The 14,625-nt window shown below is 68.0% G+C and carries 14 protein-coding genes and 1 tRNA gene; 6 read left to right on the top strand and 9 right to left on the bottom strand.

Annotation, left to right across the window (positions count from 1 at the left end):
* Positions 1–27: 27 nt before the first annotated feature.
* Both ABOZ73_RS16325 and ABOZ73_RS16320 read left to right on the top strand, forming a co-directional pair.
* Complete coding sequence (locus tag ABOZ73_RS16325; protein ID WP_369059177.1) at positions 28–444, top strand: glycine zipper 2TM domain-containing protein; 417 nt, start codon at positions 28–30, stop codon at positions 442–444.
* 51 nt (positions 445–495) lie between these two features.
* Complete coding sequence (locus ABOZ73_RS16320) at positions 496–1,092, top strand: hypothetical protein (RefSeq protein WP_369059176.1); 597 nt, start codon at positions 496–498, stop codon at positions 1,090–1,092.
* Positions 1,093–1,098: 6 nt separating this feature from the next.
* On the opposite strand, the gene ABOZ73_RS16315 is transcribed toward ABOZ73_RS16320, so the two are convergent.
* Both ABOZ73_RS16315 and ABOZ73_RS16310 read right to left on the bottom strand, forming a co-directional pair.
* A complete protein-coding gene (locus tag ABOZ73_RS16315; protein WP_369059175.1) occupies positions 1,099–2,157 on the bottom strand; it encodes a M48 family metalloprotease in 1,059 nt (352 codons plus the stop codon).
* Positions 2,158–2,208: 51 nt separating this feature from the next.
* Complete coding sequence (locus ABOZ73_RS16310) at positions 2,209–2,940, bottom strand: TlyA family RNA methyltransferase (RefSeq protein WP_369059174.1); 732 nt, start codon at positions 2,938–2,940, stop codon at positions 2,209–2,211.
* 73 nt (positions 2,941–3,013) lie between these two features.
* On the opposite strand from ABOZ73_RS16310, the gene ABOZ73_RS16305 reads away from it, so the two are divergent.
* Positions 3,014–4,489, top strand: coding sequence for an amidase (locus tag ABOZ73_RS16305; protein ID WP_369059173.1), 1,476 nt, complete (start codon positions 3,014–3,016; stop codon positions 4,487–4,489).
* A 4-nt stretch (positions 4,490–4,493) separates the two neighbouring features.
* On the opposite strand, the gene ABOZ73_RS16300 is transcribed toward ABOZ73_RS16305, so the two are convergent.
* The 6 genes from ABOZ73_RS16300 to ABOZ73_RS16275 all read right to left on the bottom strand — a co-directional run bounded on the left by ABOZ73_RS16300 (position 4,494) and on the right by ABOZ73_RS16275 (position 12,612).
* Positions 4,494–4,859 (bottom strand): iron chaperone, encoded by a 366-nt coding sequence (locus ABOZ73_RS16300; protein WP_369059172.1) that lies wholly within the window; start codon positions 4,857–4,859, stop codon positions 4,494–4,496.
* A gap of 4 nt (positions 4,860–4,863) precedes the next feature.
* Positions 4,864–6,618 (bottom strand): class I adenylate-forming enzyme family protein, encoded by a 1,755-nt coding sequence (locus ABOZ73_RS16295; protein ID WP_369059171.1) that lies wholly within the window; start codon positions 6,616–6,618, stop codon positions 4,864–4,866.
* Positions 6,619–6,814: 196 nt separating this feature from the next.
* Entirely contained in the window at positions 6,815–9,520 is a 2,706-nt protein-coding gene (locus ABOZ73_RS16290) for a valine--tRNA ligase (protein ID WP_369059170.1), read from the bottom strand.
* A 131-nt stretch (positions 9,521–9,651) separates the two neighbouring features.
* Positions 9,652–10,185 (bottom strand): DUF2497 domain-containing protein, encoded by a 534-nt coding sequence (locus ABOZ73_RS16285; RefSeq protein WP_369059169.1) that lies wholly within the window; start codon positions 10,183–10,185, stop codon positions 9,652–9,654.
* A 220-nt stretch (positions 10,186–10,405) separates the two neighbouring features.
* Entirely contained in the window at positions 10,406–11,845 is a 1,440-nt protein-coding gene (locus ABOZ73_RS16280) for a TolC family outer membrane protein (RefSeq protein ID WP_369059168.1), read from the bottom strand.
* 194 nt (positions 11,846–12,039) lie between these two features.
* Complete coding sequence (locus tag ABOZ73_RS16275; RefSeq protein WP_369059167.1) at positions 12,040–12,612, bottom strand: protein-L-isoaspartate O-methyltransferase; 573 nt, start codon at positions 12,610–12,612, stop codon at positions 12,040–12,042.
* A 149-nt stretch (positions 12,613–12,761) separates the two neighbouring features.
* Here ABOZ73_RS16275 and ABOZ73_RS16270 point away from each other — a divergent pair.
* Positions 12,762–12,835 (top strand) — tRNA-Cys (locus ABOZ73_RS16270).
* A gap of 25 nt (positions 12,836–12,860) precedes the next feature.
* Here ABOZ73_RS16270 and ABOZ73_RS16265 read toward each other — a convergent pair.
* Complete coding sequence (locus tag ABOZ73_RS16265; RefSeq protein WP_369059166.1) at positions 12,861–13,178, bottom strand: putative quinol monooxygenase; 318 nt, start codon at positions 13,176–13,178, stop codon at positions 12,861–12,863.
* A 134-nt stretch (positions 13,179–13,312) separates the two neighbouring features.
* Here ABOZ73_RS16265 and ABOZ73_RS16260 point away from each other — a divergent pair, with 134 nt between their 5' ends.
* On the top strand, positions 13,313–13,843 hold the full coding sequence (locus tag ABOZ73_RS16260) for a cyclopropane-fatty-acyl-phospholipid synthase family protein (RefSeq protein ID WP_369059165.1): 531 nt from the start codon (positions 13,313–13,315) through the stop codon (positions 13,841–13,843).
* 112 nt (positions 13,844–13,955) lie between these two features.
* Positions 13,956–14,618 carry a DedA family protein gene (locus tag ABOZ73_RS16255; RefSeq protein ID WP_369059164.1) on the top strand — a complete coding sequence of 221 codons (663 nt, stop codon included), beginning with the start codon at positions 13,956–13,958 and terminating at the stop codon, positions 14,616–14,618.
* Positions 14,619–14,625 lie beyond the last annotated feature (7 nt).

Below are 14,625 nucleotides of genomic sequence, written 5' to 3'. Positions count from 1 at the left end.
GCCGAGCGGTCGGTAGGAGTAGCCCACATGAAGACCCTTCTAGCTTTCGCCGCGGCCGTCGCGGTCACCGTCCCGACCCTGGCTGTCCCCCAATTCGCCAACGCCCAGTCGGCGCGCTCCTATGGTTCGGGCGATATCTGCCGCTCCGAGCAGAAGCGCAAGGCCAACCAGGGCACCGTTATCGGCGGCCTGTCGGGCGCCCTGCTCGGCGGCGCGGTCGCCGGCAACGGCGCCAAGACCGAGGGCGCGGTCCTCGGCGGCGTCGTCGGCGCGGTCGCCGGCCACCAGATCGCCAAGGGCCGGGTCAAGTGCGTGGACTATCCGCGCCGCGTCCAGGCTCGCCGCGACTGCCGCTGGGTCAATGAATACTACGGCGGCCGCAACCACGGCTTCGAGGTCTGCCGCGGCCGCAACGGCGAATGGCGTCCATCAGGTCGCGGCTAAATTTCGCCAACAACAACAAGCAGCATCATCGCTTCCTTTGGGGATAACGACATGAAGTTCCGTTCCAAGATCGCCGCCGGATTCGGCCTGGTCGCCTCGGTGGCGGCCCTGGCCGGCGCCTCGGTCGCGCCCACCGTCGCGGCGGCCCAGTCGGGCTACTACGACAGCCGCGGCGGCTACTATTACGACCCCTGCCGTCGTGACACGACCAACCGCGGCACCGCCGGCGGCTTGGTCGGCGCGGGCCTGGGCGCGCTGATCGGCAGCGGCGTCGCCGCCCGTGGCGTCCGCACCGAGGGCGCCGTGCTCGGCGGCCTGGTCGGCGCCTTCGCCGGCAGCGCGGTGGGCCGCAACGGCGCCGCCTGCCAACCGGGCCAGCGCACAGGCTACACGCCTCCGCCGCCCCCGCCGGAAGTCGGCTACTATGACAGCCGCGACTATTACGATCGTTATCAGGACCGTCACTCGGCCCGCTACGACGACCGTGACCGCTATGACGACCGCGCGCTGCCGGTGGGCCAGGCCCGTGGCGACGCCGCCGGCTGCACCCTGGCCGAAAGCCCGATCCACCTGCCGGACGGCCGCATCCAGAAGCGCTTCGTCCGCGTCTGCCAGGACGCCCGCGGCGACTACCAGGTCGTCGACTAGGCGGCTCTAGAGAGCAGCATCCTTCTTAAGGCGGGGCACCAGCGGTTGCCCCGCCTCTTTCTTTTCAGCGATCTCCCGCTGCGTCGCCGCGAGGTTTACGTAACGCGCTGCGTTCGGCGGATGGCTGGAGCCCTTGCGGATCCGGCTTGGGTCCATGGTGCTCATGCGTCGCCAGAGCTTTTCAGGCTCGTTGGCGCCATAGCCCGCCCGCGCCGCGAAATAGAGGCCGACATAGTCCGCCTCCGCCTCGAACGCCTGGGAAAACGCGGCGTCGCCGAGGGAGGCGCCAACTTCCGTGAGGCTTCCATCACCCCCTAGAGCAGCGTCCAGCAAAGCGCCGCCGATCGCACCCACCGCTCTGTTGAGCTGCGATTTCTGGATATGCTGCATGACATTGTGTGCGAGCTCGTGGCCAAGGATGAGAGCCACTTCGTCATCGTTCTCCGTAAAACGGAGCATGCCCCGATTGTAGCGGATGACATTGCTGTCCGCCGAGGCGTTCACCATCGGATCGTCCACGAGATACATCGGGTAGCCGCAGACCTGCTTGCCCACGATATCGAGGTTCACGGTCTCGCCATTGCGCAGGATCATCAGACGTTGAGGCCCGTGCAGGGTCGCCGCCAGCATGCCACGCGCGGACTTCCCAGCCTTAGGGCCCTTGTCGATCGGCGTGCCGTTCACGGCCAAAAGAACGTCGCCCATGCGAAGCCCCGCGAGCGCGGCCGGCCCTTTGTCGTCCAACCATTCGACCTGCGGCGAGCTTGAGACGCCGCGCACCGCCTTCGCGGCCGATCGCATTTGGGCGGCGTAGTCGTAGATCGTTTCAAAAGTCGCGCCGATCGATACCGCGCGTCTGCGGCAGAGCTCTGCATTGGCGGCGGCGATCCGATGGGCGACCTTATAGAAACGAGCGCTCTCCTGCGTGCGCACAGCGAGCACATATTCCTGCTGCCGCCGGATCTCCTCGTTCCGGGCGTCGATGCTGACTTCCGGTCCGTCGGTCACGGGCGTGGCGCAGCCGAGCAGGGCCGCACTCGCCAAGGCGACGATGCAACGCTTCATGGTTCATTCCCCGAATGACCCGGGAAAGTTGTTCGCCGAACGCCGTTATGGTCAAGCTGGGCGGATTGCCCAAACGAAGTGCTCGACAGCACCTTCGCCACCGAGGATCGGGCTGAGCGCCGTTTCGCGCACGATCCAGCCGTTGTCGGTCAGGAAGGCCAGCACGTCGGCCACCGCCCGCTCCCGCGCGGCTTCGTCCTTCACCAGCCCGCCCTTGCCGATGTTCTCGCGGCCAACCTCGAACTGCGGCTTGATCAGCGCCACGAGGTCCGCGCCGGGAGCCGCAAGGGCGAGCGCCGCCGGCAAGGCCTTGGCCAGGGAGATGAAGCTGACGTCGCTGACGATCAGCTGCGGCGCCTCCGGGATCAGGCCCGCGTCCAGCGACCGCGCGTCCGTCCCCGACAGATCGACCACCCGCGCATCGCTCGCGAGCTTTGGGTGCAGCTGCCCGCGTCCCACGTCCACAGCGTAGACCTTGGCCGCCCCCCGGCTCAGGCAGACCTCGGTGAAGCCGCCGGTGGAGGCGCCGACGTCGACGACCACCCTGCCCTGCACGGTGACCGGCCAAAGATTCAGGGCGTGATCCAGCTTCAGGGCGCCGCGCCCGACCCAGGGATGGGCGGCCTCGGCGGTGATGTCCGCGTCCTCGGCCAGCATGTCGGACGCCTTGGCCACCACCGCGCCGCCCGCCGTTACGCGCCCAGCCTCGATGGCGGCGCGAGCCTTGGCGCGGCTGTCGAACAGGCCGCGTTCGACCAGCAGGATATCGGCGCGCTTCTTCATGCCTCTCCTTAGACTCCCGGGCTTGCGAAACCCAAGCATTACAGGCCAGTTTGGGACAAACGGGAGGGTTTGGATGTCTCTGCTTCGTCGCGATCTGCTGGCCGCCGCCACGGCCGCCAGCCTGGCGCCCGCCCTGCCCGCCGTCGCCAGCGCGCGCACGCCCTGGACGCCCGACGCCAGCGAAGTCGCCAGCCGCATCCGCCGCAAGAAGATCTCGACCGTCGAGGCGGTGGAGACCGCCATCCGCCACGCCGAGGCCCTGAACCCCAAGCTCAACTTCATGGTCACGCCCGACTACGAGCGCGCCATGGCCAAGGCCAAGAAGGGCGGCCAGACCGGCCCCTTCGCCGGCGTGCCCTTCCTGGTAAAAGACTTGAACGACGTCGTCGGCCTGCCCACCCGCTATGGCTCGCGCACCGGCGCCCGCGCCCAGGCGGCCACGACGCAGGATGCCTATGTCGACGCGCTGGAGCGGGCCGGCTTCATCATCATCGGCAAGTCTGCGACGCCCGAATACGGCTTCCTGCCGACCACCGAACCCCTCGCCTCCGGTCCGACCCGCAATCCGTGGGACCTGAACCGCAGCAGCGGCGGCTCGTCCGGCGGGGCGGCGGCGGCCACGGCGGCCGGCGTGGTGCCGATCGCTCACGCCAACGACGGCGGCGGCTCGATCCGTATCCCCGCCGCCAACTGCGGCCTGTTCGGGCTGAAGCCGTCGCGTGCGCGGATGATCCCCGGCCGGGAGCCTGCGCGCGCCATCGACCTGGCCGTGGAGCACTGCGTCTCGCACAGCGTGCGCGACAGCGCCGCCCTGTTCGCCGCGACCGAAAACAGCGCCGCCGGCGCGCCCCTGCCCCCGGTGGGCTTCGTGCTGGAGCCATCCAAGCGCCGCCTGCGGGTCGGCGTGGTGGTCGAAGGCGGCACGGGCCTGAAGCCTGACATCGAGGTGGCCCGCGCCGTCGACAACGCCGCCCACCTGATGCGCGGCCTGGGTCACCAGGTGGAGCCGACCAAATGGCCCATCGACGGCGAGCAGTTCGCCCGCGACTTCAACGCCCTGTGGGGCTCGTCCGCCGCGGGTCTGGTGGACATGATCACCAAGGCCATGGGACGAGCGCCGGACGCTTCGATCATGGAGCCGTTCTCCCTGGGCGTGGCGGAACTGGGCAAGGCGCCCAAGGGCGGCATGGAAGGGGTGCTCACCCGGCTGAAGGCCGCGGGCGTGGCCTACAACGCCTGGTTCGACCGCTACGATGTCATCCTGTCGCCCGTGCTGGGCAAGCCGCCGGTGGAGCTGGGCTACGTGTCCGGCGACGTGCCGTTCGACACCCTGGTCGAGCGCCTGGTCGCCTATGTGGGCTACACCCCACTGGAGAATGTGGCCGGCGCCCCGGCCATGAGCGTGCCCCTGCACTGGACGCCGGACGGTCTGCCCGTGGGCGTGCAGTTCGCGGCCAGGACCGGCGACGAGAAGACCCTGTTCGAACTGGCCTACGAACTGGAGCACGCCCACCCGTGGGCGCACCGCCGTCCGCCGGTCCACGTCTAGGCGGTCAGACCATTCCCTGGCCGCGAGCCTTGATGTCCTTGAGGATGTCCTCGACCACCTGGAAGTCGATCTTGTCAGGGCGGCTATACCGTATGCAACCCTTGCCGCAGTCGATGGCGCCCAACCTTTCCTTGAACCGCTCGACGGCGACCGAGCCGGCATAGAAGGCGATGTGCCGCTTCTGGCTGTTGAAGGCGACGGATGGATCCTGTCCGTTCAGGCTGTAGCCCGGCATGCCCCAGGCCATCTTCTCCTCGTAGCCGTCGAGGACGCCGCGACACAGGTCGCGCAGGCGCTGCAGGGCGGGCAGACGATCGGCTTCGATCGTCTGCATGTAGGCGTCGACGGTCGCGGCTTTCGACTGCACCACGAGATCAGCCCTCCACGAACACCTTCTTCAGTTCGTTCTTGAGGATCTTGCCGTTGGCGTTGCGTGGCAAGGTCTCGTGCCAGAACACCACCTTCACCGGCACCTTGTAGGCCGCCATTCGGTCGGCGACGAAGGCGCGCAGCTCGGTCTCGGTGGCGTGGGCGTCCGGCTTCAGGGTGACCACCGCCGCCGGCTCCTCGCCCAGGGTCTTGTGCGGGATGCCGACCAGGGCCGCGTCCATCACCGCCGGATGGTCGTAGAGGGTGTTCTCGACCTCGATGCAGTAGATGTTCTCGCCGCCGCGGATCAGCATGTCCTTGGCCCGGTCGATGATGAAGCAGAAGCCTTCCTCATCCAGGCGCGCCAGGTCGCCGGTCTTCACCCAGCCGTCGACGAAGGTCTGGGCCGTGGCTTCCGGCTTGTTCCAGTAGCCCTTCACCACCTGCGGCCCCTTGCACCACAGCTCGCCCACCTCGCCGATCGCCAGCTCGCGGTCGCCCTCAATGCTCATGATCTTCAGGTCGGTGACCGGCACGGCGGGGCCGCAACTTTCGGGGCGATGCTCATAGTCCTCGGCCGAGTTGCTGGTCGCGGTGGCCGAGGTTTCGGTCATGCCCCAACCGTTGCCCGGCAGGGATTTGGGCCACAGTTCCTTGATCTTTCGGACCAGTTCGGGCGCGGAGGGCGCGCCGCCATAGGCCACCGTCTCGATGGACGACAGGTCGTACTTCTCGCGGGCTGGATGCTCGATGATCTGCCAGGCGATGGTCGGCACGCCGCCGATCTGGGTGATCTTCTCGCGCTCGATCACCTGCATGGCCTTTTCCGGGTCCCACTTGCGCATCATCACCAGCTTGGCGCCGGCGAACAGCGAGGGGTTCAGCACCGCGAAGCAGCCGGTGGCGTGGAAGAACGGCACCGAGATCAGGGACGCCTTCTGCGGAGCCATCGGATCGGGCGCGGGCGGCGCCTCGCCACGGCGCAGGAACGACCGCGCGCCGGAGCACAGGGCGGCGATGATGTTGGAGTTGATGTTGCGGTGGGTCGCCAGGGCCCCCTTGGGCTTACCCGTGGTGCCCGAGGTGTAGAAGATCGTCGCATCGTCATCCGGGTGGATGTCGACGTCCGGCAGCGCCGCGTTCGGCAGGTTCGCCCAGTCGTTCGGCCCGCCGATCTTCGTCTCCAGCTTGCAGACGTAGGGATGGGTGATCTCGTCCATCTCACGGCTGACATAGACGCGTTTCAGCTCGGGGCAGTTGGGCAGGTGCTCAGCCAGGCGCTCGAAGCGCTCGGAATCGACGATCAGCACCTTCGCGCCGGAATTGGTCAGGCCGTATTCCAGCTCCGGTCCCGTCCACCAGGCGTTCAGCGGCGTGACGATCGCGCCGACCGACATGCCGGCATAGAAGGCCACCGGCCATTCCGGCAGGTTGCGCATCACCAGGGCGATGCGGTCGCCCTTCTGCACCCCAAAGGACAGCAGTTCGGCGGCGAAGGCGGCGACGGCGCGATAGAAGGCCTCGAAGGTGACCCGCTCTTCCTCGTGGACCAGGAAGACCTTGTCGGCGTGGGCGCGGCCGATCTCGACCACGGTGCGCAGGGTCGGCGGCGCGTTCTTCCAGATCCGGGTCATCACGCCCCGGATCTCGATCTCGTCCATTTCGCAGGGCGTGCCCGGCGCCGTGATCATGGCGAAGGCCTGCTTCACCGACATGGCGGGCCAAGGTTGAGCGGCGGCGGCGGTCGCGGCCTGGGTCATCGTGCACTCCCGGGTAAGTCTGCGCTTCTGTCGAGCGCCTCGTCGCACAGAAAACACCGCCGGAGGCGGGATGTAAACGACCGTTTGACCCAGACGGATCGTTGATAAGTTAGGAATTGTTGCTGGTCATAAATGCAAAGGGCGGCGGCTGATCTCCAGCCGCCGCCCCTGCATCACATTCCGCCTTCAGCCGTCGTCAGCCGACCGCTTCCAGACGGGCCAGAGCGGCCTCCAGCTTGGCCTTGGCGGCCTCGGCGGCGGCCAGACGCTCGCGGTTCTCCTCGACCACCTCGGGCTTGGCCCGGGCGATGAAGTCGGCGTTGTCCAGCTTCTTGGCCGTGCGTTCGATGTCGGAGACGTGGTTGGCGATCTCCTTGCCGAGACGCGCCTTCTCCGCCGTCAGGTCGATGAACTCGGCCACCGGCAGAGCCAAGGTCGCGCCCTCGACCACGAAGGGTATGGCCCCCTCCGGCGCGGTCGCCTCGAACTTCACGCCCGACACGCGCAGGGTCTGGGCGATGACGGCGGCGTTGGACTGGAAGGCGGCGCGCTGAGCGTCGCTGGCTTCCAGCACCAGCAGCGGCGGCTTGGCCGACGGCGGCACGTTCAGCTCGGCGCGGACCGAGCGGCCCTCGCTGACAGCGGCCACGATCAGGCCGATCTCGGCTTCGGCGCCCTCGTCCACGAAGGACAGCGGCAGGTCGGGCCACTGGGCCTTGATCAGCATGCCGTCGCGCGGATGACCGAACTCGGCCGTCTTGTCCCACAGCTCCTCGGTGATGAACGGCATCACCGGGTGCAGCAGCTTCAGGCACACATCCAGGGCCCAGGCGGCGGTGGCGCGGGTCTCGGTCTTGGCCGCCTGGTCGTCGCCGTTCAGGATCGGCTTGGCCAGCTCCAGATACCAGTCGCAGAAGACGTTCCAGACGAAGCGGTACAGTGCGCCGGCCGCCTCGTCGAAGGCCGCGGCCTCCAGCGCCTTGGTCACTTCGGCGGCGGTCTTGGCCGTCTCGCCGCGGATCCACTTGTTGATCGTCTGGGTCACGGCGGCGGGGTCGAAGCCCTCCACGCGGACGCATTCGTTCATCTGGGCGAAGCGCGCGGCGTTCCACAGCTTGGTGCCGAAGTTGCGGTAGCCCTCGATACGCTGGCGCGACAGCTTGATGTCGCGCGCCTGGCCCGACATCGCCGTCAGGGTGAAGCGCATGGCGTCGCAGCCCAGGTCGTCGATGATCTCCAGGGGATCGATGACGTTCCCTTTGGACTTGCTCATCTTCTGGCCCTTCTCGTCGCGGACCAGGGCGTTGATGACCACGCGCTTGAAGGGAGCCTCGCCGGTGAAGTGCAGGCCCATCATCATCATCCGGGCGACCCAGAAGAAGATGATGTCGAAGCCGGTGACCAGGGTATGGGTCGGATAGAACCGCTCCACGTCCGAGGTCTTCTCCGGCCAGCCCATGGTCGAGAACGGCCACAGGCCGGACGAGAACCAGGTGTCCAGGACGTCCTCGTCCTGCTTCAGCGTCTTGTTACCGGCGGCGGCGCGGGCGGCTTCCTCCGTCTCCTCGACGTAGATGCCTCCGTCTTCATCGTACCAGGCCGGAATGCGGTGGCCCCACCACAGCTGGCGCGACACGCACCACGGCTCGATGTTCCGCATCCACTCGAAGTAGGTCTTCTCCCAATTCTTGGGTTCGAAGACCGTGTCGCCGTTCTCCACGGCGGCGATGGCCGGCTTGGCCAGGGTGGCGGCGTCGACGTACCACTGGTCCGTCAGCCACGGCTCGATGACCACGCCCGAACGGTCGCCATGCGGGACCATGTGGCGTGTCTTCTCGATCTCGCGCAGCCAGCCCTCTTCCTCGGCCCGGGCCACGATGGCCTTGCGGGCGGCGAAGCGGTCCATGCCGACGTATTCGGCGGGCGCCGGCTCGCTGATGCGGCCGTAGGCGTCGAGGATGTTGATCGCCTCCAGCCCAGCGCGTTTGCCGACCTGGAAGTCGTTGAAGTCGTGGGCCGGCGTGATCTTCACCGCGCCCGAACCCTTGGTCGGGTCGGCGTAGTCGTCGGCGACGATCGGGATCAGGCGGCCGGTGATCGGCAGGCGGACCGACTTGCCGACCAGACCCTTGTAGCGCTCGTCATCCGGATGCACGGCCACGCCGGTGTCGCCCAGCATGGTCTCCGGACGGGTGGTGGCGACGACGATGAAGTCGCGGGTCTCGAACTCGGTCGGCTTGCCTTCTTCGTCGAAGGCGATCGGGTGTTCGTAGGTGACGCCGCCGTCCAGCTTGTAGGCGAAGTGCCAGTAGTGGCCGTCGACCTCCTTCTGCTCGACCTCGAGGTCGGAGATGGCGGTCTGGAAGTGCGGGTCCCAGTTCACCAGCCGCTTGTCGCGGTAGATCAGGCCTTCCTTGTAGAGCTGGACGAACACCTTGCGGACGGCCGCCGACAGGCGCTCGTCCAGGGTGAAGCGCTCGCGGCTCCAGTCGCAGGACGCGCCCAGGCGGCGCAGCTGGTTCTGGATCGAACCGGCGCTCTCGGCCTTCCACTGCCAGACCTTCTCGACGAAGGCGTCGCGGCCCATGTCGCGGCGGCTGACATTGCCGGCGGCGGCCAGCTGGCGCTCAACCACCATCTGGGTGGCGATGCCCGCGTGGTCGGTGCCCGGCAGCCACAGGGCGGCCTTGCCGCGCATGCGGTGGAAGCGCGTCAGCACATCCTGCAGCGTGTTGTTCAGCGCATGCCCGATGTGCAGCGAACCGGTGACGTTCGGCGGCGGGATGACGATGCTGAACGGCTCTGCGTTCGGGTCGTCCGTGGGCTTGAAGGCGCCGGACGCCTCCCAAGCTTCGTAAAGGCGCGGTTCGACGGTCTTTGGATCGAAGGTTTTTTCAAGCATGGCGATGAAATGGATTTCCAGCCGCGCCCTATAGCAGGAAAGGCGGCCAAGGCGTCAGTTTGTCTGGCGAAAATGAAAAACGCCGCGACGGGGAAACCGTCGCGGCGCTGAATTTCAGCCTGAAGCGGCGGTCAGCCCGCGCGCTGGCGGGCGATGCGTTCGACTTCCTGGGCTACCTGCGCCTCGACGATGCGGGGCAGGTTGTCGTCCAGCCAGGACTTCAGCATGGGACGCAGCATCTCGCGGACGACGTCCTCGAGGGTGCGGCCTTCCTTGGGCATGGTGATGGCGGCCGACAGGCTGGTGAAGGCCGAGGCGGCGGCGGCGGCGGCTTGATCGCCGACCAGGCGCTCGGTCTCCGCCAGCGGCGGCAGAGCCGGCTCCGGCTCAGCGGCGGCGGCGGCGGCCGGCGGGGTGTAGACGTCGAGATCGCCGTGGCTTTCCACCGGCGCATCCAGCGGCTCGGTCAACTCCAGCACATCCTCGCCGGCGTCGTCGGCCGACGTGTCGGGCGTGTATTCCTCGTACGAGGACTCGTCGGCGGCGGGCTCCGGAGCCTCCTCCGCGGCGGCCTCCTCCGCTGGCGCGTCATCTTCGGAGATGATGCGGCGGATGGAGGCGAGGATCTCCTCCATCGTCGGTTCTTGAGCTTGCGCGTCGGACATATGCGGGCCGTCTCTATTGGCGGTGCGATTCCGCGCGAGCCTAGCCTGCATCCCCACAAAGTGGAAACCGCTTTGACGACAGGTCTGTGGAGCGACAAGGACTCGCCCCGCCCCTGCCCGGCCCCGCCTTGTCCTAAACGCAGCAAGGGCAGGCCCTGCGGATGGCGGAGCCTGCCCTCGTCAGTTTCGCGACTGCTTCATTATGAAGCGGTCAAGCTTGTTATTTGGCGGTGGCGATCGGCCCGTCGGCGGGCGCCGGGGCGATCGACGGAGCGCCGATCCTGTCGACGCCGGCGACCACGCCGTCCCACGGCATGGCGAAGCTGCCCTTCACCTTGTTGAAGTTGGCGGCCGGATCGTAGACCGGCACGTCGGCCGCCAGGATGCGGGCTTCGAGGCGACCGGTGGACGCCAGAACGTTGGCGGCGGCCACATATTCGTCGCGACGGGCGTTGACCAGGGCCAGCTCCGCGTTGCGCAGGTCCTGCTCGGCGATCAGCACGTCCAGAGTGGTGCGCAGGCCGACCTGGTTCTCCTGGCGCACGCCTTCGAAGGCGATGCGGGCGGCGCGGACCTGCTCCTCGTTGGAGGCCAGGTTGGCGCGAGCGCCCAGCAGCTGGTTCCAGGAGGTCGAGACCTGCTGCATCACCTGGCGGCGAGCGCCCTCGATGGCGATGCGGTCGGCGTTGTTGCGCTCGACCGCCGCGCGGATGCGCGAGGTGGTCAGGCCGCCGGTGAAGATCGGCACGCTGGCGGTGGCGCCCACGCGGATGGCGCGGTCGTATTCGTCCAGGTGGAACGGCTCGATGTGGCCGGTATAGCCCAGGGCGCCGGACAGGCCGACGGTCGGGCGCGTGGCGGCCTTGGCCGAAGCGATGCGTGCGCGGCTAGCCTGCTCGGTGAAGTCGGCGGCCAGGATCTGCGGGTTCTGCTGCTCGGCCGACTCGAAAGCCAGGTCGACGGTCGCCGGCAGGGCCTCCTGCAGCGACGGCTCGGCGGCCAGGTCAGTCGGGTTCTGGCCGACCACGGCGGCGTAGGTCGCGCGGCTGACCGCCAGCTGCGCCTGGGCCGAAGCCAGGGCGGCGCGGGCGGCGGCGTGGCGAGCCTGGGACTGGGCCACGTCGGTGCGAGTGATCTCGCCGACCTCGAAGCGGGCGTTCGATTCGTCCAGCTGACGCTGCAGGACCGAGACGCTCTCCTGACTGATGCGCAGGCGTTCCTGATCGCGGCGCACGTCCACATAGGCCTGCATGACCGAGGTCAGCACGCTCTGCTCGACCGAGCGCAGGCCCTGACGGCCGGCGTTCACGTCGGCCTCGGCGGCGGCGACTTCGGAGCTGACGCGACCGCCGGTGTAGAGGGGCTGGGTGACCGTCAGCTGCGCCGAGCCGGTGTTGTTCTCGGACGAGCCGCCCACCGTCACGTCGGGGATGCCGTCGCCGTTGGTGTCGATCTGGCCGGGGCTGCCCGGCTTGATATGGCTGTAGTTGGCGCCCAGCGAGCCGTTGACGGTCGGGCGCAGGCCGGTGCGGGCCTGAACGTAGGTTTCGTCCACCGCGCGCTGCGTGGCGCGGCGCGCCTGCAGGGTCGGGTTGGTCTGGTAGGCCAGGGCGATCGCCTCGGCCAGGGTCTCGGCGTGGGCGGTCCCGGCCCCCGTCATCAGACCAATGCTGCAAGCGGCGGCAAGCAAACCCGCACGACGGCTAGTGAACATCCCCGTTCATCCTCGAAAGAAGCGCGCTACGACGCCTGTATATGAGCGCCGTTTAGGCCCCAGCATCAGCCGGGGCCAGTTAAGCTTTTTTCACACGCGGACGCCGGGCGTATGTCGGCCCTGAAAAGCGGGCGCTCAGATCAGAAGAAGAACTTGGCTTCCGGTTCGAACCCGGCCAGCAGCGGCGCGGCCGAATCGAACATCACCCGGCGGCCCACGCCGTCCGCGGCGCGGACGTACACGACCGCACGGCCCACCGGCCCGGCGCGCTCGACGACGCCCAGACGGCCGCCCACGGCCAGGGCCGCGGTCCAGCTGGCCGGGATTTCCGACACGCCGCCCTCGACGACGATCACGTCATAGGGACCGCCGGACACCGCCGTCAGGTCGCCCTCGGCGATGTGCGTCACCGCCAGGCCCATGTTCTCCAGAACCGCGCCAGCATAGGGCGCGGCGATGGCGAGGGCCTTTTCGCCCGCCTGGGGGTGCAGTGCCTGCAGCAGCTTGGACACGTCGCGCGGGCGCAGCAGCCATCGGCCCGGCGCGTACTGCACTTCCAGGTCGGCATAGGCGCGGAACGCCTGATCCGCCGGCACGCAGGTCTCGCGCGGAGTCACGCGCAGAGCGTCCTGCAGCGCGAAGTCGGTGACGTCGTTGATGCGGATCTGGCAATCGACCATGTTGATCCGTGCGGCCGCGAAGTCGGAGCTCATCAATCCCTCTGGGGCCCAAGCTGAAATTCGGTGCGCTTATAGGTCCGCGCGTCGCCGACGCCAAGCGATCTGAAGGCTTCGATTGCAACGCCCGCGCCCTTCTGATAGCGATCCGCCCTCTTCGGCGGCCGCCTGTGCGGCGCCGAGGCGGCCTGATGGCGGAGTGGTGACGCAGCGGACTGCAAATCCGTGCACCCGGGTTCGATTCCCGGTCAGGCCTCCAAACTTTCTCGAAATCCCGGATCGGCCTACGCGTCGGCGTCCCTGACCCAGGCGACCGTCGTCGGGGCGTAGTGGTTCATCTCGACGATCTCCGCGATGAACGGGCGGATGCAGGCGAGGAAGCCCGGGAAATGCTCGCCTTTGCGAAACCCCGTCAGATGCTCCTGCGTGGAGGTCCACACGATGCGAAGCGTCATGAGCGCCGGGTCTTCCTCACAGTGGCTCAAATCGAACGCCAGACACTGAGGCGCCGCCTTAAGAAAGGCCTCCGCCTTGACATAGGCGTTGGTCAGCTCGGCCGCCGTATGCTCGGCAAGCCTGTAGCGGATGTACTCGATCGTCATGCCTGCTCCTTGTTCGCGCCGCCGGCGTCATGCGCGCCGCCAGCTTTGCCCTGACTGGGCTGGGAGGGCGTGCGCTACCGCAACGCCTGACGCCGACGCTTCCAACCGGGACGGCGGCATGCTCCCCTTGATGCATGAGATCGTTCGCCCTCGCCCTGCTCTTTCTGCTCGCGGCCGCCAGCGGCGCGTCGGCCGCGCCGCCGAAGCCCGACGTCATCTATGTGGTGACGCCGCAGTCGGTGGTGGACGCCATGCTGGAAATGGCCAAGGTCGGTCCCGGCGACGTTCTCTACGATCTCGGCTCCGGCGACGGGCGCATTCCGATCACCGCGGCCAAGCGCTTCGGCGTGCGGGCGGTGGGGATCGAGATCGACGTGGCCCTGGTGCGCGAGGCCTCACGCCAGGCGCGGCGACAGCGGGTCGATCACCTGGTCAGCTTCCGCAAGGCGGATCTGTTCGCCACCGACCTCAGCGAGGCCAGCGTCGTAACGCTCTACCTGCTCGACACGGTGACCCTGCGCCTACGGCCCAAGCTGCTGAGCGAACTGAAACCCGGCACGCGAGTGGTCAGCCACGCTTTCCACATGGGCGACTGGACGCCCGACGAGGTGCGCGAGATCGACGGCAACACGATCTATCTGTGGACGATCCCTCCCGCCAAATGACGCTCTCCTGCGCCAATTTTGCAACGCACCAAATGAATGCGCCGACACGTCGTTGCGCCCCCTGACGTAAGGGCGCCGAAAAGCCCATATCCCCGTCCAGACAGGGATCACCATGGACGCGCTTCTCAATCCGCTCGGCGACTTCATCTCGCGGCATCATGCCTGGGCGGGAGCCGTGCTGGGATTGATCACCTTCATTGAATCCCTGGTGTTCATCGGCGCCTTCGTTCCGGCGACCGCCCTGATGGTCATCGCCGGCGGCCTGGTCGCGGCCGGCGTGCTCGATCCCGCTTCCGTTCTTCTGTGGTGCATCGCCGGCGCGGTGCTGGGCGACGCCGTGTCGTACCAGCTAGGCCGCCGCTGGGGGCCGAGCGCCCTGCGCCGGCCGGAGTTCAAGCCGCACCGCCGGGTCATCGCCCGCACGCGCCTGTTCTTCCGCCGCTACGGTCCGATCTCGATCTTCATCGGCCGGTTCTTCGGCCCGCTGCGCGCCTTCATCCCGCTGGTCGCCGGCATGATGCTGATGAAGAGCCGCCGCTTCCAGATCGCCAACGTGGTCTCGGCCGTATTGTGGGTGCCGATCATGCTGGCTCCCGGCTATTTCGCCGCCCTGGGCCTGGCCCGGCTGGAGGCGCTGGGCGAGGCCGACATGCTGACCCTGATCATCGTCGGCGCCCTGGTGACGGCCGTGGTCGTGGTGATCGGCTGGCGCGTCGTCGCCCGCCGCATGGCGCGCACGAACCTGCCCCTGCGCACGGCTCGCAGCCGGGCCTGAGAACTTT

Origin of the sequence: Caulobacter sp. 73W, from assembly GCF_041021955.1 — a bacterium.
Lineage (GTDB): Bacteria > Pseudomonadota > Alphaproteobacteria > Caulobacterales > Caulobacteraceae > Caulobacter.
The sequence above is the reverse complement of the archived record's forward strand: the minus strand, read 5'-3'. Positions and strand labels throughout refer to the sequence as shown.